This is a genomic window from Pseudoalteromonas sp. PS5 (assembly GCF_004103255.1).
Classification (GTDB): Bacteria; Pseudomonadota; Gammaproteobacteria; order Enterobacterales; family Alteromonadaceae; genus Pseudoalteromonas; species Pseudoalteromonas peptidolytica.
In genome coordinates, this window is sequence record NZ_RCSQ01000017.1 from 1 (window position 1) to 22017 (window position 22017).

Annotated in this window: 17 protein-coding genes and 1 pseudogene; 9 read left to right on the forward strand and 9 right to left on the reverse strand. The window is 41.4% G+C overall.

The window, feature by feature from the left end; all coding sequences use genetic code 11:
- Positions 1-15 precede the first annotated feature (15 nt).
- The 5 genes from D9603_RS02480 to pgi all read right to left on the reverse strand — a co-directional run bounded on the left by D9603_RS02480 (position 16) and on the right by pgi (position 9433).
- Complete coding sequence (locus D9603_RS02480) at positions 16-1551, reverse strand: tryptophan halogenase family protein (protein WP_128729918.1); 1536 nt, start codon at positions 1549-1551, stop codon at positions 16-18.
- A 313-nt stretch (positions 1552-1864) separates the two neighbouring features.
- Entirely contained in the window at positions 1865-4465 is a 2601-nt protein-coding gene (locus tag D9603_RS02485; protein ID WP_128729919.1) for a TonB-dependent receptor, read from the reverse strand.
- A gap of 768 nt (positions 4466-5233) precedes the next feature.
- Complete coding sequence (gene pgl / locus D9603_RS02490) at positions 5234-5944, reverse strand: 6-phosphogluconolactonase (protein ID WP_128729920.1); 711 nt, start codon at positions 5942-5944, stop codon at positions 5234-5236.
- The gene (zwf, locus tag D9603_RS02495) at positions 5944-7413 is read right to left on the reverse strand and encodes a glucose-6-phosphate dehydrogenase (protein ID WP_128729921.1); all 1470 of its coding nucleotides are present in this window, start codon (positions 7411-7413) and stop codon (positions 5944-5946) included. Before zwf ends, pgl begins: the two co-directional genes overlap by 1 nt.
- Positions 7414-7786: 373 nt before the next feature.
- A complete protein-coding gene (gene pgi, locus D9603_RS02500; protein ID WP_128729922.1) occupies positions 7787-9433 on the reverse strand; it encodes a glucose-6-phosphate isomerase in 1647 nt (548 codons plus the stop codon).
- 373 nt (positions 9434-9806) lie between these two features.
- On the opposite strand from pgi, the gene D9603_RS02505 reads away from it, so the two are divergent.
- Positions 9807-10844, forward strand: a complete 1038-nt coding sequence (locus D9603_RS02505; protein ID WP_128729923.1) for a LacI family DNA-binding transcriptional regulator — start codon at positions 9807-9809, stop codon at positions 10842-10844.
- A gap of 172 nt (positions 10845-11016) precedes the next feature.
- On the opposite strand, the gene D9603_RS02510 is transcribed toward D9603_RS02505, so the two are convergent.
- Positions 11017-12090: an AI-2E family transporter gene (locus D9603_RS02510; protein WP_128729924.1), complete on the reverse strand. Its 1074-nt coding sequence runs from the start codon at positions 12088-12090 to the stop codon at positions 11017-11019.
- Positions 12091-12399: 309 nt separating this feature from the next.
- Between D9603_RS02510 and D9603_RS02520 the strand changes: the two genes are divergently transcribed.
- From D9603_RS02520 to D9603_RS02540, 5 genes are all read left to right on the forward strand, one after another.
- A complete protein-coding gene (locus D9603_RS02520) occupies positions 12400-13065 on the forward strand; it encodes a hypothetical protein (RefSeq protein WP_128729926.1) in 666 nt (221 codons plus the stop codon).
- A gap of 1 nt (position 13066) precedes the next feature.
- Entirely contained in the window at positions 13067-14518 is a 1452-nt protein-coding gene (locus D9603_RS02525) for a M48 family metalloprotease (protein ID WP_128729927.1), read from the forward strand.
- A gap of 135 nt (positions 14519-14653) precedes the next feature.
- On the forward strand, positions 14654-15001 hold the full coding sequence (arsC, locus tag D9603_RS02530; RefSeq protein ID WP_128729928.1) for an arsenate reductase (glutaredoxin): 348 nt from the start codon (positions 14654-14656) through the stop codon (positions 14999-15001).
- Positions 15001-15552 (forward strand): NAD(P)H:quinone oxidoreductase, encoded by a 552-nt coding sequence (wrbA, locus tag D9603_RS02535; protein ID WP_128729929.1) that lies wholly within the window; start codon positions 15001-15003, stop codon positions 15550-15552. Before arsC ends, wrbA begins: the two co-directional genes overlap by 1 nt.
- Positions 15549-15989: a DUF2069 domain-containing protein gene (locus tag D9603_RS02540; RefSeq protein ID WP_125253836.1), complete on the forward strand. Its 441-nt coding sequence runs from the start codon at positions 15549-15551 to the stop codon at positions 15987-15989. The genes wrbA and D9603_RS02540 overlap by 4 nt, the downstream gene beginning before the upstream one ends.
- A gap of 115 nt (positions 15990-16104) precedes the next feature.
- Here D9603_RS02540 and D9603_RS02545 read toward each other — a convergent pair whose 3' ends face one another.
- Complete coding sequence (locus tag D9603_RS02545; RefSeq protein WP_128729930.1) at positions 16105-17439, reverse strand: ankyrin repeat domain-containing protein; 1335 nt, start codon at positions 17437-17439, stop codon at positions 16105-16107.
- A gap of 144 nt (positions 17440-17583) precedes the next feature.
- On the opposite strand from D9603_RS02545, the gene D9603_RS22010 reads away from it, so the two are divergent.
- The gene (locus D9603_RS22010) at positions 17584-17709 is read left to right on the forward strand and encodes a DUF2897 family protein (RefSeq protein WP_241651557.1); all 126 of its coding nucleotides are present in this window, start codon (positions 17584-17586) and stop codon (positions 17707-17709) included.
- A 188-nt stretch (positions 17710-17897) separates the two neighbouring features.
- Here D9603_RS22010 and D9603_RS02555 read toward each other — a convergent pair whose 3' ends face one another.
- Entirely contained in the window at positions 17898-19055 is a 1158-nt protein-coding gene (locus D9603_RS02555) for an endonuclease/exonuclease/phosphatase family protein (protein WP_128729931.1), read from the reverse strand.
- 165 nt (positions 19056-19220) lie between these two features.
- Between D9603_RS02555 and D9603_RS22015 the strand changes: the two genes are divergently transcribed.
- On the forward strand, positions 19221-20081 hold the full coding sequence (locus D9603_RS22015) for a GAF domain-containing protein (RefSeq protein WP_241651558.1): 861 nt from the start codon (positions 19221-19223) through the stop codon (positions 20079-20081).
- Positions 19982-21265: a response regulator gene (locus D9603_RS22020; RefSeq protein ID WP_241651559.1), complete on the forward strand. Its 1284-nt coding sequence runs from the start codon at positions 19982-19984 to the stop codon at positions 21263-21265. The genes D9603_RS22015 and D9603_RS22020 overlap by 100 nt, the downstream gene beginning before the upstream one ends.
- 29 nt (positions 21266-21294) lie before the next feature.
- Here the strand turns inward: D9603_RS22020 and D9603_RS02565 are convergent.
- A pseudogene (locus D9603_RS02565) lies at positions 21295-21999 on the reverse strand (RimK family alpha-L-glutamate ligase); the annotation flags it as partial.
- Between the last annotated feature and the right edge of the window lie 18 nt (positions 22000-22017).

Consider the following 22017-nt stretch of genomic DNA (forward strand, 5'->3'; position numbering starts at 1 on the left):
TGGTTTCAGGGGCGACTAATTACGCTGTATACCATATAGCTTTAACTTCTCTAGCAGTTCTCTATGTGGTCTCAAATTACTGTTGACCTCTTTTAGCACACTGGCTTGATATTCCTGATAGCCTTTATAAATCTGCATAGAAGCTTCTGATGTCACAACCTGAGTAGGTAAAAACTCCATACCGTATAACACATACAAGTAATTCGAGATATCAAATACCCCGAGCTTATCTGTAAAGTCAAATTTGTGTGGTGCACGTACTTTCCACATTTCAAGCTTTTGTTGAAGTGAATCAGGTATCGTATCGGTACTGCAGTTATCCAACCAAAAAGATGAATCGGTGCGCTTTGACAAGCAATAATGTAACTTAATAAAGTCACTGATGTTCAACCACATTCTCTCAACATCTCTATTAAACTTTTGAGATTCCAACGCAAAGCTAAGCTCTCCACTTGACAGTGCGTGAGCAAGCATTGAAGCTGTTAAGTCGAACACTAACAACCCTGTCGCTTCTAATGGCTCAACAAAACCTTGCGCAAGCCCCAACGCAACCACATTTTTTACCCAAAATTGCTCTCGATAGCCACAACGCATATCAATTTTTCTAACATTGAGCTCCTGAGGTTCAACATCTAGATATAGTGCTAAGCACCTTTGTGCATCATCGTCCGATGTATGATTACTAGAATAAACATAGCCAACCCCCTTTCTTGATTGCAATTGAATATCCCAGATCCAGCCATGTTCTTTAGCTGTTGCAGTAGTATACGGGTTGATTGATGTACTATTATCCTGGTAGGGTGATTGGATCGCTAACGCCGTGTCGGCAAGCAGAGTGTTAGATAAGCTTTTAAAGCCAACATTCATGGCTCTACCAAGCAAAAGGCTTTCAAACCCAGAGCAATCAACAAAGAAATCTGCATCAAATCGCTCACCATTTGCTATTAAACCCTTGATACTGCCATCTTGGCTAATTTCCACATCATCAATAGTTTTATAGCTCACGTGTACACCAAGCTCATTAACAGCATTGTCTTTCAATAACTTAGTAAATAAAGCAGCATCAAAGTGATAAGCATAATCAAATACACCATCATATTCTCTTTGAGTGATTGCTTTGGGACTTAAGCCCAACTCCGCAACCGTGGCCTGTGTCGACATAAAGTGTTCGAACTTACAACGGTTTGGGTTACTTAACCAAGCCCGTATTAATTGCTCGTGGCCGCTGGGATATGGCTGAAACGGATGATAGTAATAATGACCATTGTTACTTTCAGGGTTATATAACCAATCAGAAAATTTAATACCATGTTTAAAAGACCCCTCCGCATTTTTAAATATCAATTCTTCGTCAATACCAAAATGCTTAAGTGTTTCCTTCATGAAAGGGACAGTACCTTCGCCAACTCCTACTGCTGGTATACTCTCTGACTCAATCAGCTCAATATGAATATCTAGACTTAGCTCTGCATTCAACCTTTTTGCTAAATGATTGGCGGCCAACCAACCAGCTGTCCCACCACCTAAAATAATGACTTTCTGTAGTTTCATACCATAACTCAAAATATTTCTAGCTATCTAGGATTAACTTATACCAATACACTTCATTAAGCTTGCTATTTTGAGGCAAAAAAAGTTTGTCGATAACACCACTACGCGTCCTACTATCGCAAAGATACCTAGCTGTATACAGGTAAGGCGAACATTTTGCTATTTAGTTGTTCTAAGTGAGAAATTTTTAATGCTGTAGGCTTCAAATTGGGCAAGTATTAAGACTAATTGGTATTAAATCTTCCGAAATAATAAGAATCTATTTAAAAATAAAAAGGCTCGGTTACCCGAGCTTTTTACAATTTCAATTAAATTAGAAGCGATACTGAAGGCCTAAAGAGTATCTCGCTTCACCCTCATAGCTATAAGATGGGTAGCCATAAGATGTTCTTTGCTCAACAGGCGACTCTCCAATGTCACGACCTACTTGGATACTATCTTCTTCTAGTAAGTTTGTTACATCAGCAACAACCGTAAAGTTCTCGTTGATTTTATAGCTAAAACTCAAGTCTAGCGTACCAAAGTCTTGGTGTTCACGGTTACCATAGAAACCAACTTCACGGATCATGTAATCAGAGCGCCATGAATATGCAGCACGCGCTGAGAAATCATCATTCTCATAAAACGCTACTGCATTGACCGTGTGCTTTGATGAATCAGAGAAGATATCGTTTTTATCTGAGTAGTTCTTTGCATCTGCTTTTGCATCTGCGTAGGTATAGTTAAATACCCCACCAAACCCATTTTCAAACGTATGCTGCCATTGGAATTCTACGCCGCTGATGTCGCCACCTTGGCCATCCTTAAATGACTGAACAGTCCAGCTATCTTCACCTGAGTCAGGGTCAACGATACCAATTTGTTGTCCAGGAATACTTGCAAAAGTTGTGAACGTATCAACTTGCTTGGTGAAATATGAAACTGCAACCAAACTACTTGCGTTGTAGTACCATTCTACACCTAAGTCAGCTTGATTCGCTTTAAACGGGCTTAGTGCTACAGAGCCTTTTTCTACCGATTGGTTTGTTGGAATATTATCACCATAACCTTTCAACGATGAGCTTGTAAACAAGTCATTATAATTAGGTCTAGCGATTACAGTTGCGGCCGAGAAGCGTACGATAATATCTTCACTTACGTCAACAGCGACGTTAAAGCTTGGTAGTAACTCATTATAACTAGACTCTTCAGTTACAATTTCGTTTGAATAACCATTATTTCTATCAATAATCGGGTCAACAAAACCCGGAGATAATGCATATGCGTCTGAAGAAATATCAGTGCTAATATATCTTAAGCCAATATTACCTCTCACGTTTTCGTGCGAGAAGTTAGCCATAACATATGCGGCTAAGTTATCTTCAACAATTGACGAGTATGCTGCGCGCTCTTCTACCCAATCAGATATCAAGCTCTTAGTATGAGCGATCATCGCGCCAGCATCAGGCTCAGGAATTAGGAATCCAGCTTCGCCAGCATCAATGAACTTACCCGTAACCAGCCCAGAAACAGGATCAGCACTAGATAGAAGCGGTCGGTTACCAGACTTTTCTACTTCATGGTGTACCCATCGCACGCCGGTCTTTAATGATATGAAGAAATCTCCCTCTAGAGGGAAAGTAAAATCGACTTGTGTATAGTCTTCTTCGTCTATATTCGGCGCATTAAGAATTGAGTTCGCACCTACACCCAATTCACTTACCGCATAATTTGGGTTAGCAATATCATACTTGATTCTATCGCCTGTAGCATCAATCGTTCCTATAGTGCCGCTAACATCCGTTAAGGCAGCATAGTTAGTTTCGAAGTTGGTACCACCAGTAGCTTCAGTTGTACCGATTTGGAATTCAATCTTTACATGCTCACCTTGATAAGTCATATCAAAAGCAAATAATTCGGTTTCCATCGTTGCTTGACGTGGTCTAACATCATAGTATGGCTGTACCCCACCGGTCTCATCTACCCAAGCTTGAGTAGACGTACATTTGACTGGAACACCTTGTGCGTTTGTAGAGCAATTTTCGAGGTTTTGAGGAATCCAGATTTGAGTGTTTAGATTATTCGCTTTTAGCTCTAAATTCATGTAATGAAAGCCAAAATCTAAGCTATCGGTTGGAGCATATTGAAGCTGAATATCGGTTGCTGTTCTTTCACGTTCTTGCTTAAAGTTAGTTGGTGCAATACGACCGGCCCAAACTGGTAGTCCTTCATCGCCCAAACGCTCTAACGAATACTCAGATCTTGCAATTGCACCTAACACACCAAATGTTTCAGCTTCATTTTTCCAGCTGTATAACGCTGACGCATTAGGGTCTGTCTCATCTGAGATAGAAGACCTTGTAGCTTTCAACGAACCGAATACCGTATTAGCATCCAAATCTAAAGGACGGCGAGTATTCACAATTACTGTACCACCTACGCCACCTTCAACGATGTCTGCTTGCGAAGACTTGTATACTTCCATTGATGCAATCATTTCAGGTGCAAGCATTGAATAGTTGAATGAGCGATCAATTGCTTGCTCAGTATACCAACCCGTAGAAGCGACATTTTGACCATTCAATGAAGTTTTGGTTAGCTGATTTGATGCGCCACGGATAGATACAGCCGAGCCTTCACCAAACTGTCTGGAAACGGTAACACCAGGAATACGGCCTAAAGACTCTGCAAGGTTATTATCAGGGAAGTCACCAATGTCTTCTGCTGATACAGCATCAACAACGGAGTTGGCAAATCTTTTTGTGTTCATTGACGCTTCTAAAGAGCGGCGAATACCGCGAACTTCAATGACTTCTACGTTTTCTTGTACTTGATTTTGACTTTCTTCTGCAGCTACAGCACCTGAAAAGCCCGCACCTAGTGCGATGCTGACGTTAACTGCAAGTAAGCTTTTTTTGAAATTATTAGCTAACACAGGATTCCCCTTGAATCATTTTGTTGGTTTTTTAAATCACTTCTGCCCAGTGATGATGACAACGCTGTCATCTAATAACAAACCATACACCGTAAATTACATATTCGCTACAATTTTTTTTGGTCTGCTATTCAAAAAATATTCATATAAGAATTTATCTTGTTGATAAATATAGATTTAAATACGGCCAATATATGGTTTGTTACAAAAACAAGCTGAGAATAACACAAAAAAATTTTTTGCTGTAGGTTTTTAGGATGGAGTGACATCAAAATAGGTACGTCAAAATATGGTGAATACACACAAGGGGATGTGTATTCATTTTCCCATTCAGCTTGGGCAGAAGCTAAAGATGAGAATAAATATCAATGACAACGCTGTCATTATAGTATTGAGGGTTACTCCTGTCTAGTAATTTTAAGAGAATTTTTTATGACAAATGCCCATAAACTCTGCGATTGACACGTAAGTCATTGCTCTCTTTTGCACAAATTAGAATACCCCATTATGGGACTTGCTGATAAGCTCAATGCTTAATTTTAAATAAGTAAAAACTATTGCTATTATTCGTAAGAAGTAAGAAGTAAGAAGTAAGAAGTAAGAAGTAAGAAGTAAGAAGTAAGAAGTAAGAAGTAAGAAGTATTGTTTTCGTTTATCTGCTAAATATCCAATGATACTAAATTTTTAGATTCAAGCCACAAATCCAACTATAAAATCGGCTCTCGAGCCGACCTTATAGTCTAGCTATGTATTTGTGTATGCTTGAAGTTAAGGGCACCAAAATACAGTCAAATCAATATCAGGATGAGTTAATACAGCACGCAATGGAACCGAATACTCTGAGCCTGGTTGCTTTGCAGCTTCATACACTGCCTTTTTCTCCTCACCAGAGATCAATAATACAACGGTTTTAGAATGAGCTATTCCTGCTAATGATAGACTCATACGCTCTGTTATCTCTCCTGTGACTTCACTTTGATGCGCATTGATTGCACACACCGTATCGGTAGTTGTTAGTGCATGTTCTAACCCATCGGCATTAGGAAATAAGCTCGCAGTATGACCATCAGGCCCCATCCCAAGAATCGTTACATCAAAAGGCCGTTTCAATGCAGCATAGTCAGACTCACACACTTGCACGCCCTCTTCTGCCGATGCAGCTCGATTCTTCATTGTTACAAATCGAGCGCCCGCCGCCTTGTCTTGTAACAATGTCGATTTGATAAATGCTTCGTTAGACTTTTCATGCTCAGCGTCTACCCAACGTTCATCAACCATAGCAACCGTGATTTTGTCCCAGCCTAGCTCGACACCACTCAGGTGACGATACGCTGGTGCAGGTGAAGAGCCACCCGAAACCAATAACACCGCTTTACCATCTGTTGCGATCCCCTCCGAGAGAGCTGTTTGCAGCAATTCAGTAAGCGCTGCTGTCATTTCATCTTTAGAAACAAACTCTCTTTCTGTGATATTAGCCATTACGCATGCTCTCCTGCATTAAACCAGACATGTTTATTTTCTTCTAGTAATTCATCTGCATCCTCAGGTCCCCATGAACCAGCGCGATAAAGAGATGGTGCACCTTTATCTTGCCAACGTTCAACAATCGGATCTATCCATTGCCATGCTTGGCGCACCTCATCACGATGGATAAACAGTGCTGGATTATTCGCTGCTGCGTCTAACATTAGACGCTTATAGGCGTCTGAGTGGTAACCATTGTTATACTTTTCACTTAAGGAAATATTGAGCGTTACAGGCTCAAGTTGCATCTCGAGATTATCGAGACGTTTTGACATTAACGTTAACTGAATACTTTCTTCCGGCTGCAGTCGAATAACCAAACGGTTTGGCTGAATAGGGCCTGCCGCGTCACCATACACATTGTGAGAAACCGGCTTATACTCAACCACGATTTCAGCGCAGCGTTTTTTCATGCGTTTACCGGTTCTTAGATAAAAAGGCACGCCTGACCAACGCCAGTTATCTATATGTGCGCGGATAGCTACAAAGGTCTCGGTTTTACTTGAACCTTCACCTAACTCTTCGAGATAACCAGGGACTAACTTACCTTCCAAATCGCCTGGCACATATTGACCTCGTACCACATTATCATCGACCTGCTCACCTACCAGAGGTCGTAGTGCTTCTAACACTTTTAGCTTTTCAGCACGGATGCTATTGGCATTGAGTTTATGAGGAGACTCCATCGCAACCAAACATAGTAATTGCAGTAAATGGTTTTGTACCATGTCGCGAAGCGCACCTGCTTTGTCATAAAAGCCAGCTCGACTCTCCAAGCCCACAGTTTCTGAAATACTGATCTGAATATTATCAATCGTTTTAGCATCCCACAGGTTTTCAAATAATGCATTTGAAAACCTCAACGCCATCAAGTTTTGTACTGTCTCTTTACCTAAATAGTGGTCGATACGAAACACTTGCTCTTCGGCAAAAAACTCACCAATTTTAGCGTTAATCTCTTCAGCAGATTTGCCGCAATAGCCGATTGGTTTTTCCACTACAACACGAGAGTGCTCAGTGATTAATCCTTTAACTGACAACAGTTCACAACAACGGCCATATACCGCTGGTGGCAGCGATAAATAGAATACACGAGACTTTTCTTCACCATCTGCCAAGATATTTTTTAGTGTATCCCAATATTCATCTTCTTCTGTCACATTCACAACAACAGGAACTAAAAATTGCGAAAATGCAGACCAATCTTTTTTGTTGTATTCACCTTTGCCGAGATGGGTTTGTAACGCACTATGAGTCGTTTCGATAAATTCTTGTTGTTTATTTTGCTCACGAACGGTCGGTAAAATGCGAGTGCCCTCAGGTAGGTTACCTTCTTGATATGCACGATACAAAGCTGGTAGGAGTTTACGAAGTGCTAAATCACCCCCCCCACCAAAAATTACGATGTCAAAAGGATTAAGCATAATTCACTCTCATAGGTTAGGCGCGTGCTTTGTACACGCATTGTTTATTCGATTTGGCGCTACTCCAAAGCCTACCAAATTACTTAGCTAACGGGTGATGTTTCGATTGCAACGCACTGTAATACCAATGTTACTTCATATCTACTCAATTTGAGGCTGAGGCCCGACGCTTATTGCATTAGAGGTTCCCAGTTTAAAATAACTAAGCTGTAAAGCATTCGCCTAGCTCCGCGTCTCAAAATAGATATTTAATGCACTTTGGTATAAATGAGCCTTAGAAGCCTGTATTTCCTCTCACAAAAATACAGGCTCTAAGCACTCCAGCGCTACCCGTTCAAAGGTATTCTGTTTACTTTAAGTTCCACTTAAAGTGTTAATTTTTTCTTTTTTGCTTATAGTAAGCCATTAATCCAGCTGTAGAGCTATCGTGAGGGTGAGTGATGCCTTCTTGCGTTAACTCGGCTTCTATATTTGAAGCTAACCCTTTACCCAGCTCAACACCCCACTGGTCAAATGAACACACATTCAAAATAATGCCCTGACAGAAAATTTTGTGCTCATACAGTGCTATTAGACGACCGACCGCTTTGGCATCAATTTTATCAAGGATAAACGAAGAGGTTGGACGGTTGCCTTTATGAATTTTGTGCGGGATCAAATCATCAATTTCAGACTCTGATTTACCTTTAGCAGCTAAATCTGTTCGCACTTGCTCTGCATTTACACCTGCCATCATAGCTTCAGTTTGCGCAAAGAAGTTTGACAGCAAAATTTCATGATGTTTTCCGACTTGCTGTTGAGGCTCAATTGATGCGATGAAGTCAGCTGGCACTATCACATTACCTTGATGTAGACACTGATAAAACGCATGTTGGCCATTAATCCCTGTCATTCCCCATATAATAGGCACTGTGGTGTAATCAACCTGCTCACCTGCAAAAGTAACATGTTTACCATTACTTTCCATCTCACCTTGCTGCAAATATGCTGGCAGCATATGAAGTGCCTGATCGTATGGTAAAATAGCTTGGGCTTGATAGCCTAAGAAGCTGGTATTCCAAACACTTAACAATGCCATCAGCAACGGAATGTTGTCCTGATTACTGGCACTTTTAAAATGCTCATCCACTTCAAATGCACCTTCAAGCACTTCAATAAACACATCAAAACCTAAATATAACGCAATCGGTAAGCCTATTGCACTCCAAAGCGAAAAGCGTCCACCAACCCAATCCCACATGGTAAATACATTTTCATCGCTGATACCAAATGCACGTGTTTTATCGAGATTAGTGCTTACGGCAACAAAATGCTTTGCTATGGCTGATTTATCATTCGCTGACTCTAAAAACCACTCGACAGCGGTCTTTGCATTGGTCATGGTCTCAGAAGTCGTAAAGGTTTTTGAAGACACCACAAATAGCGTTGTTTCAGCATCTAGTCCTTTGAGTACCGACGCTATCTGCACACCATCAACATTAGAGACATAATGCACATTGAGAGTATCGTCAGCATAAGCTGCCAGTGCATCCGTTACCATTTGCGGGCCAAGGTTTGAGCCACCAACCCCTATCGCAACCACATTTTTTACCGCTTTACCGGTGTAACCTACCCATTCACCAGATCGAACTCGTTGACTAAACGCTTTTAGTTTTTCTAATTCCGCATTTACTTGTTCTGTGACGTTTACGCCATCAACATAAACAGGTGTATTGGCTCTATTTCTCAGGGCGGTATGTAATACGGCTCGATTTTCAGTGATGTTGATCTTTTGGCCAGAAAACATTTTTTCTCGCCAACCGGCAACATCACATTCGTCTGCTAGCTGCATCAGTTCAGAAAATGTTTGGTCATCAACACGTTGCTTGGAGAAGTCGAACAATACACCGGCAATTTGACGAGAAAACTTATCAAATCGTTGGGTATCATTGTCAAACATCGTTTTTAAATGCTGTTGTTCAACTCGCAGCACCGACTGACGAAGCTTTTGCCAACTATCCAATTCTACACGACCACTCATTACACACTCCCCTAAGATGCGTGTTACTTCCTTATATTTCAGGAAGTAACAACAAAGAAACACTTTTAATTAAGCACATTATGCCAAAATGACAACGCTGTCAAACTGCTTCTTTTCAATTTTACATTGCGAATAATAACCTAAAATTAAATTTTTGACACCGGTATCATTCATTTATTTCTGCGAAATGTAGTGCTAAATTCTGTATATAATAAATAGCCTAAGAAAAATAGATGATCCTTTTATTAAGACGTAATGGCGAATAAGTAATTACAATGGAATACTGTGCGCTAGCTTAAACTTGCATAAAACGCTACTATTCCTCTGCGCTTAATAATGATCTACACACTCCTGTAAATAGAAGAACAACTACATGAAAGTCACTATTAACGATGTCGCCAAATTAGCTGGCGTATCAATGAAAACAGTATCGCGGGTAATCAATAAAGAACCTTCAGTTAGACAAAAGACTTATGACCAAGTGATGCTGGCTGTAAAAGAGTTAAACTATCAGCCAAACATTGCTGCAAGAAACTTAGCCGGTACTTCTTCATTTGCTATCGGGTTAGTGTACGACAATCCCAACGCATATTATGTAATCGATATGCAGAATGGGGTGTTATCTCGTTGTAAAGACGAAGGCTATGAGCTGGTAATACATCCTTGCAGTTTTAGCTCGGAAGATATGGCTGATGAACTAGTAACAATGATCAAGCGCTCGCGCTTGGCAGGGCTTGTTTTAACACCTCCTTTATCAGAGCAACAAGCTATCATCGACTTGCTAGATGAACTTGGCATTCATTACGTACGACTGCTTTCTGGGCGAGCAAAAGAAGCACAAAGCAGTGCCAAGAATTGTATATTTGTGGACGATTATGCGGCCGCTTATGAAATTACAGAGCATTTGATTAGCTTAGGGCACAAAAAAATAGCTTTTGTTTTGGGCGATCAGGAGCACAAATCAACCGCCGAGCGTTTAGCTGGTTACAGAGACGCCCTAGCGGCTCATAAGATACAACCAGATGACTCCCTCCTCTACCATGGTACTTACTCGTTTGAGTCTGGTGTTCAAGGTGCAAAATCTTTACTTGCTGATGGTAATCCAAACAGCATCACTGCAATTTTAGGAGGTAATGATGAGGTTGCTGCTGGCGCACTTTTTGCCGCACGCCTGATGAATATAGAGATCCCAAGTCAACTTTCGATCAGTGGCTTCGAGGACTCTCCGTTCTCGCGCCAAACTTGGCCCAAGCTCACTACAGCTCACCAAGCAAATAATGTTATTTCAGAGCACGCTGCACGACTGCTGTTTTCAAAAACAAGAGGCCACCGCAATAGTGACAAAGATATTTGTCACGTGTTTACACCAAATATGGTAGTCAGAGAAAGTACTGGCAGAGTCGTTCAGTAACAGCTTGGCATAGCTAAAATGCGATATGACTTGTCTGGCGCCTACTTTTAGGCGCCAGACAAATCCCATGATAAGGCGCTTTTGACTCATTCAGTGTCAACGTACGCCCAGATGTTGAACGGTATTAAACTTTCGGATGGTGACGAAGATCCCGCTCCGCCACTTGGCACCATTAATCTTGCTTTGCTATCAGCCCCTGGTTATTGCTTGACCAAGCATTGATGAGTGCTTTTACTAGTGACGCTAAAGGAATGGCGAAAAACACCCCCCAGAAGCCCCAAAGGCCACCAAAAAACAACACAGCAACAATGATGTACACTGGGTTTAAATCTACCGCCTCAGAGAATAACAGTGGTACTAAAACATTGCCATCCAATGCCTGAATAACACCATAAGCTATCACGATAGTCCAAAATTCAGGAGCAAGACCAAATTGGAATAATGCCACTGCAGCAACTGGCAGCGTCACTAACGCGGCCCCGATAAATGGAATTAGAACAGAGAGCCCAACTAACGCCCCCAAGAGCGCTGCATAACGCAAGTCTAAAAACGAAAAGGTGGCATAACTAACTAATCCTACAATGATAATTTCAAACACTTTCCCGCGAATGTAATTCATTATTTGCTGATCCATCTCATGCCAAACTTGTGAGATAAGTTTGCGATCTTTGGGAATAACTTGTGAAATTCCAGACGTCAGCTCTTTTTTGTCTTTAAGCATAAAGAAGGCAAGCAAAGGCACAAGTACTAGGTATATCATCCAAGCCACAACATCCTTTAATGAAGTAAGCGAGGCTGAAACAAGGATCTCCCCTAATTCCAGTATTTTATTCTCGACTGATGTCACGATGGCTTGTACTTGAGTCGTAGAAATCAACGTCGGGTAATATTCCGGTAAGTGTAAAAGGAAGTCTTTCCCCTCTTCAATCATTGTTGGACTTTCTTGCAACAAATTACTCAGTTGTTGCCAAAGCACAGGTACGATACCAAATACTAGCCCCAAAGCGATGCTGGCAAATGCTGCCATCACTAAGATAACAGATATCAACCGGCTGCCAGTGATCCGCGCAAGTTTATTAACCGGCCATTCTAATAAGTATGCGATCACAATAGCGACCAATACTGGCATCACATAGCTACCAAAAAAGTACAATAGCGCCACAGTTGCAACCAAAAGCAGCAAAAGTGTCACCGAGTGCGGATCAGAAAACTTTTTGATATACCATGCTTTTACTAACTCAAACATCCGCGATCTCCAAATACATCTCGCCGTTTTCCAATTCAATTATTTGGTACTTCACAGCAACTCCGTCTAAATAATGGGTAATATCTGTTAAATCTTGTGCTTGGTTTAACAATAATTTAAGTCTGCCCAGTGTATAATTGTGGTGCTTCAGGCGCCACTTAAATTGTACAAACAGGGCTGGGCAAGTTAACCCTCTAAGATCATGAACAGATTTTGGCTCTGAACTGCTACACAATTCAGTCAATACGGTAGCCCTCAAGGCGTTGATAGTTTATTCTTAGTAACATATTCTACTTTTTGGGAATCTTAATGCCAGGCGTTAATAATAAGGCCCAATTGCCAGCCAATCCAACATTAAAAGAAATAAATTGGTACAAAAAACAAATAAATTGGGGTGAGCTTCCACCATTTTATCATCTTGTAGCCTCTGCGGTCAGCGAATGTGAGGGACTGCTCCATCATGGCTTTGATAATGCAGTGAAGCGATTATTAGACAAACGAAATTGGAATCTTGAGCTACTAGGTGGATACGAAGATGATAGTGGGATTATTCAGTGTGAAAACAAACCAAAAATAGCTTTACATCAAGTGTTTACTGACCGTGGTTTTGAACTTTGGGCATATCCAATTGCAAAAGGTACTAAAATTGACGCTTATGTGAAAGATAATCGATTTTTAGAGTTCCGTGTATGGGATCCTCATACCATGAAAAACTTGCTTCGTATCAATCAATTACATAAGTTCATTGCATTTTATTTTGAACGCGGTGACATTGCCGACAAAGCCCTTATCTTGCATGCTCACAAAGTATTGCATATGACCATTAGCTTTTTGCAAAAAGAATTGAACATCACAGGAGTTGACGGGGTCTCAATAAAAGACTTTTACCAACTTTGCGAAAAAGATGCTCGAGCATGCCATGACGAAGTTGACCTCGCTAGAATAATGCTCGGAGAGGACCTTAAAAGGGATTAGAATGCAGTTTAGACCCCTGTTAAACTCAATATTATTAGCATGTGCACTCGTAACAACACATTCAAGTATTGCACAAACCGAATTAAAATTACCCGATCTTGGCACTTCCGCGTTGCAGGTGTTGCCGATTGAAAAAGAACAAGCAATAGGCGAAGTGATGATGATGCAGCTTCGCTCTCGCTCTCCTGTGGTTGGCGATCCGGTGCTGGAGGAGTATTTGACCAGCTTGGGCAACCGCCTTGTTGCCAATGCTAACGATGTCCGCTTCCCGTTTACCTTTTTTTGGATAAACAACAAAGACATCAACGCATTTGCATTTTATGGTGGTCACGTAGGAGTACACACAGGGCTAATTGCACAGTCTGATAACGAGAGTCAACTGGCCTCCGTCATTGGGCACGAAATTGCACACGTCACTCAACGCCACTTAGCTCGACGAGTACAAAATGCTCAAGACAATAGCGCATTAACAATCGCCGGACTCATTACCGGTATCTTGGCAACCGTAGTAGCTCCCGATGCGGGGATTGCAATTTTATCGGCAAGTCAGACACAGTCGTCGTTAAACCAGCTAACTCATAGCCGCAAAGCTGAGCAAGAAGCTGATCGCTTTGGTATGAACACACTCTACAAAGCGGGTTTTGACCCTAACGCAGCCAGCGAGTTTTTAACCAAACTATCTGACCAAATACGCTTTAAAAATAAGCCTCCAGCTTTTTTACTCACCCACCCACTGCCTGACAGCCGAGTGTCGGATGTGCGCTTAAGGGCTCAGCAGTTTGAAAAGAAACATTATTCTTCAAGTCTTTCCTATGCCCTTGCAAAGAGTCGAGTACTGGCTCGCTATTATTATGATGACGACACAGCCGTTGCATTTTTTCAAAATCAACTTCAGCAGTCCCAAAAGTTAGATAAACGTGCTATCAAATATGGTCTTGCCATCGCGCTGTTAGACACAAAGCAATATCAAGAGTCAGGTAAGCTGCTAGATGAGTTGTTGGCAAAAGAGCCGAACAACCTGTTTTATTTAGATGTGTATACCGATTACCTTATCGCTACCGATGCCCCGCAAAAAGCAGTTGAAATGCTCAGTGCTCAACATCAACTACGACCTAACAACCAGGTGATCACGCTAAACTATGCAAACGCAGCAATTAAAGCAAAACAATATGAACTGGCAGAGCAGCTGCTTAAAATTTTCCTGTTAGAGAAACCGGAGCATATTTTAGCAAGGGATCTTCTCACACAAGCCTACGAGTTTTTGGATAACAAAGCGGCATATCATGAGTCAAAAGCCAGTGTATACTCACAGTATGGCGCATTTAGTAAGGCAGCAGATGAAGTACAACGTGCGCTTAACCACGTTCAAGATAATGAGGACATTAAACGGACGCGACTCAAGGCATTACTGAGCCAATATAGAAATATGCAAAAAGAAATTGCCAAGTTGTAATCTTGTCAGCCTTTCATACCATCTCGCTTTAAAACTGTAGAATTAAAGCCGATTTCCTTTTACTTAGCTTTTCGTCAACTAGACATTACGTTATGATCAGGCAGAGTCCAACATTACTAAAATAGAGCTTAAATAATGTCTATCGAAATATATCATAATCCACGTTGTTCAAAATCACGTGAAACTCTGGCGCTACTAGAGTCCAATGGCATTAGCCCCACAGTAATAGAATACTTAAAAACGCCTCTGAATGAAGAAACACTCTCGGCGCTACTTACAAAGCTTGGTTTTAGCTCTGCTCATCAATTGGTGCGTAGCAAAGAGACGTTATACAAAGAGCTAGGGTTGTCTAAAGAAACAGATGAAGCACAACTTCGTAAAGCGATGCTTGAAAACCCAAAACTCATTGAGCGCCCAATTGTTGTTAATGACAATAAAGCGGCGATTGGTAGACCACCCGAGTCGGTACTTGAAATTCTCTAATGGCTACCGTTCTCGTTTTATATCACTCCAGCCATGGTTCTGTGGCAAACATGGCTCATGAGTTTGCAGACACTATTGTCGCCCAAGGTGGCAACGCTGTGGTGCGGGTATTTGAAAAACGTCAAGAGCATGATGTCGTAGTTTCCAAGCAAGATTTAGTCAGCTGTGATGCGTTAGCCTTTGGTACCCCCACTCGATTTGGAATGATGGCATCTCAAGCAAAAGCATTTTGGGAAACGACCAGTGATTTGTGGCTGAAAGGCGCGTTAATCGATAAACCCGCATGCGTCTTTTCGTCATCAAGCAGCATGCACGGCGGCAACGAAGCTACTTTACTCAACCTATCACTTCCTTTACTGCATCATGGCATGGTGTTACTTGGAGTACCCTATGATGTACCCGAGTTATTAGCAACAGAAAGTGGCGGTACTCCCTATGGTGCAACACATATTTCTGGGAGCCAGAATAGTACCGTGCTTACTCAAACAGAAATTAAAATTTGTCGCGCAGCTGCCTGTCGGTTACTGCGTGTAGCGGAAAAGTTGAAATGAACACTATTGCAAAAAAGCCTATCACAAAACGCTTTCAGCTCTTGGCGCTAATAGGTTACTTTGGGCTATTAATTTTGATGCCATTGTGGCTTTTTGTACTCGCACCACGAGAAGGTTATAGCTTAGGTTTTGTCTTCGCGGTTTACGTTTTACCGCTGTTACTTCCGCTCAAGGGGATACTCCAAGACAAACCATACACATACGCATGGGCTAATTTTATCGTTATGTTTTACTTCATCCACGGATTCACACTCTTGTGGATCTCTCCCGATGAGTTGCTTTTAGTATTACTAGAAATAGCGCTAGCAACATCGATGTTTATCGGTTGTACTTACTATGCAAGGCACAGAGGTCAAGAGTTAGGCTTAAAAATCAGGAAGTTAAAAGAAGATCTAGCGGATGAGAAAGCAGCGCACGAACATAGCCAAGATCAGTGATATATTTTTTGAGGCTGAACTCATCACTTAAGCCCAGCCCCCTGACTGACTTAATACTTGCTCAATGCTGACAAGTATTAAGTCGGTATAAGAAGGTAAAATTGTGACTATGCCATTATCGCAAAGAGAGCACTGCGATTAATACCAAAACAGAGAATAAAACTTGTATTCCAATACTCACCCAAGCCAGTGCGTTTACGCCAAGTAACGACCAAGGCGTCGAGTTATTTGGATATAAAGGATTGCTGCGCTTTCGTCTTGCTATTGCAAATATCCCAATCGATGCTGCCGTAGTTACCAAAGTCGCAATGGTTTTTTCATCGACCTCATCGGTAAAAAAGAGAAATAATTGCAACGGTAACAAAATTGCAGCAAAGGCATAGAGCATGTGAACCGTTTTGATTTTTTGATACTTTGCATCATTAGATAGTTCGATGATCCCACGTTGCTCAAACGTTTGCTTTGACGTTAGCGCCTGTTGTTTCATTGCAACTCGATATGGGGTATCACCGTAAATATCGGCTAATGTAGGATCGTCTCCATGATCAAAAATCATGTCTATCATAGCCGTTGAGTTAGATGCTGCGGCATAGTGCATAAAGTTTCGTCCACACTCATCAAGTTCGTTGACATTATGGTATGTCAGCATCGGCTCAACAGCACTTACAAAACCATTTTCAATAGCCAGCATAATTGCTGAGCGCCCTTTGCTATCTTTTGCTACCCCTTTTGCTCCTTGATTAACCAGCGTGAGAATAGCGGATTGTTTAACTTGCTGCTGTGTGAGCTGAAATAACAGTGCTTGCTCCAATTGCTTTGCCACTTCATCTTGGTCGCACATAGCGCATAGTAACTCGAATGTTTGACGACCATCTAATAAACCATCTGTCGCAAGCTTCGCTGTCTCATCACGGTCACGTACACAGGTTTCTAAATTATCAAGCAAAGTAGCATGAATTGCTTCTTCACTGTTACACCAAAGAGATACAACTTCTTCTGGTGCAAACTGAATACCCACTTCTATCAACCATATCAGTGTTTTTTCAAATTGCTTTTCGCACAGCAATTCAATAAAAGACAAGCTCTGGTTTTGGAGCTGCATTTGGATATTTGAATACTGTCCTAAGCGCTGGATAAGTGTCTTGATTAATTCATCTTGTTCAACACCGTTTTCTTCGATATGTCGCGTTACACTATTAACATATTGGCGTTGCTTGTCGTCATAATCGTCAATATGTTGAAAGTAGCAAGCTTCAAAAGGTTCCAACGGCCTGAGCCAGGCAAGATAAAACAGCGGAGGAAGTATCGTAGTGGTTACCCCTTGCTCGTCTTTTATTTGTTGACAATTCGGCCATGCCTCTATGGCATCTAGAATGTAAGCACCGTTTTGTTCGATTAACCCTTTCAGTAACATAGGGTATTGGGCAGGCCAAATTAACACTTGTTCCATGAATGCGCTATTATCCTCAGAATGTAAATATATGCAGCATAATTATCGCGAAATGACTAGGTGGTGAATAATATCAACAGTCGAGGTAAAATGCCCACCTATTTCAAAACAAATTTGAAAATTTACTATTTTTAAGGATTTACCATGGGTGAACAGCTCGAGACTTGGCAAGTTGTGTTAATTATCGTCGGTGTGCTGGGCGTCATTTGGAGCAATATCGCTTTACTCAAATATTCGGCAAAGTTTGAAATGAAAAAAAAAGATCGATGATCAGCTAAAACCATTTGAGCCAACGTCGCCTGAAAAGGACAGTCAATCTTCACATAACAAAGATACAAGAAAGCCATAAAGCGAGTATCAACATCATAACGATACCAATACTCGCCCAACAAACTGCTCAGCAAGAAGGTGTTTGCTTTCTATTTAGTTTGATAAACACCTGGTTGTAAAAGTGATTGTTACTTTAATTCAAGGTCAAGCCACACCAAGCGATGATCTGAGCTAGCATGGCGGCTTTCAACTAATCGATATAGTGGATCCGTGCTACTAGGCCAAAACACGCCGCTGTCTAAAACACGAACGCCATACTTTGAAGGTAAAACATAGTCGACCCGAGCTCCCCAATGAGCAGTGTAACTGCGACTATATTGCGCTTCACTATGCTGCTTGCCCCCTTTACTCACCGGCTCAAAAGCAGAGAACACATAGTGACTTTCTAATAGCTGTTCGATTACACCAGGACGATGTTTATCGCCTTGATCTGCAGCATTTAAATCACCCGCAATCACAAATCGAGTGTTCGCTTTTAGGCCACCTTTTACACCACTATCATCATAAATATATTCACTCCGTTTTGGGTCTATATAGTCCGCCATCAGTCTAATTTCATCGTGATTTCTGTTGCCATTACGGTCTTCTTCACCATCAAATACTGGAGGGGTTGGGTGCATAGCAAGGAAATGAAATACCTTTCCATTTACATCAATTGGCAGATCCCAATGTGACTTCGAGCTTAGTCGTAAGACTTGCCACTCGTCAGCATGATAAAAAGGTGAGTTGCTTTTTGGATCTATGGTTTTTTTATGACTGGGCATATCCTTCCAAAGGAAATTTTGCAGTGTCCGCACTTGGCTATTTTTTATAGGATACTTAGACAACACAACCATACCGTATTGCCCTTCATAAAGGCCAAAGCCCTGCGCATCTCCAGCATAACGCGACTTTTTACCATCGTTGTCTAAATCAAATCGTGTTGGTAAGCCTGTGTTAACCGGTGCGATATAAAAGTATGGATATGATATCGGCTGCTGACCATGCTGACTTTTGTCCAAGTAGTTGTTCATAAATGCCAGCACGCCCTTCTCTGGTTCAGCAATGTAGTCAAACTCATTAAGCAGAATGACATCTGGACGAACACGTTGAATGATCTCTGCGATGTTCTTTATTTGCTGATGTTGACCATCTTGAAGTAACTTGCTTAGTTTCTCTGGATCAAGGGGTTCACCTTGCTGTTGATAGTTCGTCGCTTCCATGCTGACATTGAAAGTTGCCACCCGAAGTGTTTGAGCACTCGCAAACGACGCCATAAATAAAAAAGCTATACTGATAAATTTCATCTATTCACCTAAATAGTAGTGATAATCCCGCATCGCTTATTTTATTCATAATCTATTGAAAAACGGAAGTTATCTCGACAAAGTAGCAAGATTTATTGTTGGCAAGTTAGCAAAGAGCAGTTAAAGTTAAAAGATTACCTTAATTACACCAACGATGTGAAATTTGTGAGTATTTTAAAAAGGCTACATCTGATCACAACAAGCCAAGAAACCACATTCGATGAAAAAGTTACCGCACTTCTCAGTCTTGGGCTTGATGTATTCCAGCTCGACATTGCTATCGTAAGTGAAATAAACGCCAATATTTACACAGTAAAACATGTTATTACGCCGGATAATAGTCTGTCTGTTGGTACCACATTTGATTTTTCAGATACCTATTGTTGGCACACTTTTAAAGCAGATAGTGCGCTGGCTTTCTCTCATGCAGGAAACAGCCAGATCGCAACACACCCCTGCTATATACACTTTGGCCTAGAAAGTTACATTGGCGCTCCCATCATTGTTGATGGAAATCGATATGGTACAGTGAACTTTTCTTCCCCTGATGCTAAACCCGATAGTTTCACTCAGGAGCATTTAGATTACGTCAGCTTGTTAGGACAGTGGATTGGCGTTGAGATTTCACGTCAAAAAACATTAAGACAACTACAGCATCGCTCTGAAGCACTTGCAGCAATGAGTCGATTAGCAGATATTGGCTCTTGGGAAGTAGATTTTAAAAAGAATAAAGTATACTGGAGCCAACAAACCCGAGCCATTCACGGGGTATCAGAAGAGTTTGTACCGACGCTGGATAATGCCATTGCTTTTTATAAACCGGGCTCCCATCAAAACGATATAAAGCAAGCGATTAATGACGCAATTTCCTCTCGAACAAAGTGGGATATTGAGTCAATTATCATAGACGCACACGGTAATGAAAAGTGGGTTGCTCTCATGGGCAGGGGGAATATGAAAATGGTGAATGCGTTAGAGTTTTTGGTGCAATTCAAGACATTGATGAGCAAGTTAAACTACGTTTAGCCTTGGATCAACAAAGAAAAGAAGCTGAGCAGCTACTTAAAACTCGTAGTGACTTTATTGCTAAGATAAGCCATGAATTGCGTACTCCGTTGAATGGACTTGTAGGCATGCTTCAAGCATGCCACAAGGAAAATGATATTGATGCGATACAAAGTAACTTAACAATTGCCCGAAATAGCGCGGATATGTTGATCACCCTGATCAATGATGTATTGGACTTTAGTAAGCTTAATAGCAATAACTTAACGCTGGACAATACGCCGTTTGACTTAACGCAACTGGTTACCCAAGTTGTTGGCTTATATCATCCAGCTAGCCAAGAAAAAGGGCTGGCCATCAATGTACACATGAACAAGCTAGCTAACCTTTGGCTGTACTCTGATCCTACCAGAATAAAACAAATTCTCGCGAATTTGGTCAGTAACGCAATAAAATTCACCCAAGTCGGATGTGTTGATATCTATGCCGACGTCTTAACAGAAAACGAACAACCGGTGCTTCAATTACGTGTCTGCGATACTGGTATTGGGATTTCCGATGAGAACCAAAGTTTGCTTTTCCAGCCTTTTAGCCAAGGTGATCCCAGTATTAGTCGCCGCTTTGGTGGTACAGGGCTTGGTTTATCCATTGTGTTTGAGCTTTGCAATCTATTTGACGGCGATATACAAGTCTCAAGTGAAGTCGACAAAGGCAGTACGTTCACCGTTACTTTTCCCGTCGATTTTGCAAAGCAGCGCGAGAACGATGATACCGAGCCTTGTCCTGTATCGACACCTAATATTTCCTTAGCCGGATGTAAGATCTTACTGGTTGATGACAATCAGATTAATGTATTAGTGATGGAAAAGTTATTACAACAATTTGGTGCGGCTCAAATTGACATGGCATATGATGGTGTGAAAGCTGTAGAGGCGTGCCGTAAAAATCACTTTGATATTGTTTTTATGGATTGCATTATGCCCAATATGGATGGCTTTGACGCAACTAGAGCCATACGTAAACTCAATAGTAACACACAATCAATACCGCACATTATCGCTTTGACAGCCAATACATCAGAGTCGGATAAGCGAGCATGTCTAGATGCGGGCATGGACAGTTTTTTATCCAAACCAATCCAAATTGACGCGCTAAAAACGGCATTAACAGCAGTTAAAGCTGTGAGCACAGAAGAAACACGGTGATTGGTTTCATCGTGTTTCTCGAAACACATCTAAACAGTTAATTGTTCACTTTTTGCGTGAGTTGCAGAGGCTTTTTTCACGCCATTGTTATTTTTCGATACTTGGCCTGAGCGGTTGAAGATGCCAAGTCGAATACGAATAAAGTGCAAAATCTCTCTTGCAACATCTATGTCAACAGCCTGCTCAAGCCCTTCAAAACCTGGACTTGAGTTTGCCTTGCATATTTTGAAGTGCTCTTCATCAAACAATAAGTCAATACCCGCTACGTCTAAGTTTAGGATATTAGCCGTCTGCGTCGCTAGCCACTCTATTTCTGGAGTAATAGGATGAGGGCTTCCAGTGGCGCCGAGGCTCACATTGGCTTTGAAATTTTTACCACCTGAATTTCTCTCCATACATGCCACAGCGCGGCCACCAATAGTTAATACTCGTAAGTCTCTACCATGGCTCGATTTGATGAAGCGTTGTAAAATGATATTCGCCTTAGGGTTAGTCGCCTCAATCTGCTGCATCAAATCGTCAAATTCACCTCTTGATTTGGACAAAAACACCCCACAGCCCTGAGAGCCAGATAATGTTTTGATCACCACCGGGAAACCGATTTGCTTCTCAACTAGCTCTATATTAACTGGAAACTTAACCAACATGGTTTTTGGCGTAGATAGATTCTGTTCAGCTAATATCTGTTGGGCATATAATTTATCTTTAACGGTTTCAATTGATTGTGACGAATTATACCAATTCGCTTAATT

Bases quoted from the DNA above. Each gene is read 5' to 3' on its own strand.
- D9603_RS02520 (WP_128729926.1), top strand. From the start codon at position 12,400: ATGCCAGGCGTTAATAATAAGGCCCAATTGCCAGCCAATCCAACATTA.
- arsC (WP_128729928.1), top strand. From the start codon at position 14,654: ATGTCTATCGAAATATATCATAATCCACGTTGTTCAAAATCACGTGAA.
- pgl (WP_128729920.1), bottom strand. From the start codon at position 5,944: ATGGCTAATATCACAGAAAGAGAGTTTGTTTCTAAAGATGAAATGACA.
- D9603_RS02510 (WP_128729924.1), bottom strand. From the start codon at position 12,090: ATGTTTGAGTTAGTAAAAGCATGGTATATCAAAAAGTTTTCTGATCCG.
- wrbA (WP_128729929.1), top strand. From the start codon at position 15,001: ATGGCTACCGTTCTCGTTTTATATCACTCCAGCCATGGTTCTGTGGCA.
- D9603_RS02540 (WP_125253836.1), top strand. From the start codon at position 15,549: ATGAACACTATTGCAAAAAAGCCTATCACAAAACGCTTTCAGCTCTTG.
- pgi (WP_128729922.1), bottom strand. From the start codon at position 9,433: ATGAGTGGTCGTGTAGAATTGGATAGTTGGCAAAAGCTTCGTCAGTCG.
- D9603_RS02555 (WP_128729931.1), bottom strand. From the start codon at position 19,055: ATGAAATTTATCAGTATAGCTTTTTTATTTATGGCGTCGTTTGCGAGT.
- D9603_RS02505 (WP_128729923.1), top strand. From the start codon at position 9,807: ATGAAAGTCACTATTAACGATGTCGCCAAATTAGCTGGCGTATCAATG.
- D9603_RS02525 (WP_128729927.1), top strand. From the start codon at position 13,067: ATGCAGTTTAGACCCCTGTTAAACTCAATATTATTAGCATGTGCACTC.
- D9603_RS02480 (WP_128729918.1), bottom strand. From the start codon at position 1,551: ATGAAACTACAGAAAGTCATTATTTTAGGTGGTGGGACAGCTGGTTGG.
- zwf (WP_128729921.1), bottom strand. From the start codon at position 7,413: ATGCTTAATCCTTTTGACATCGTAATTTTTGGTGGGGGGGGTGATTTA.
- D9603_RS22010 (WP_241651557.1), top strand. From the start codon at position 17,584: ATGGGTGAACAGCTCGAGACTTGGCAAGTTGTGTTAATTATCGTCGGT.
- D9603_RS02545 (WP_128729930.1), bottom strand. From the start codon at position 17,439: ATGGAACAAGTGTTAATTTGGCCTGCCCAATACCCTATGTTACTGAAA.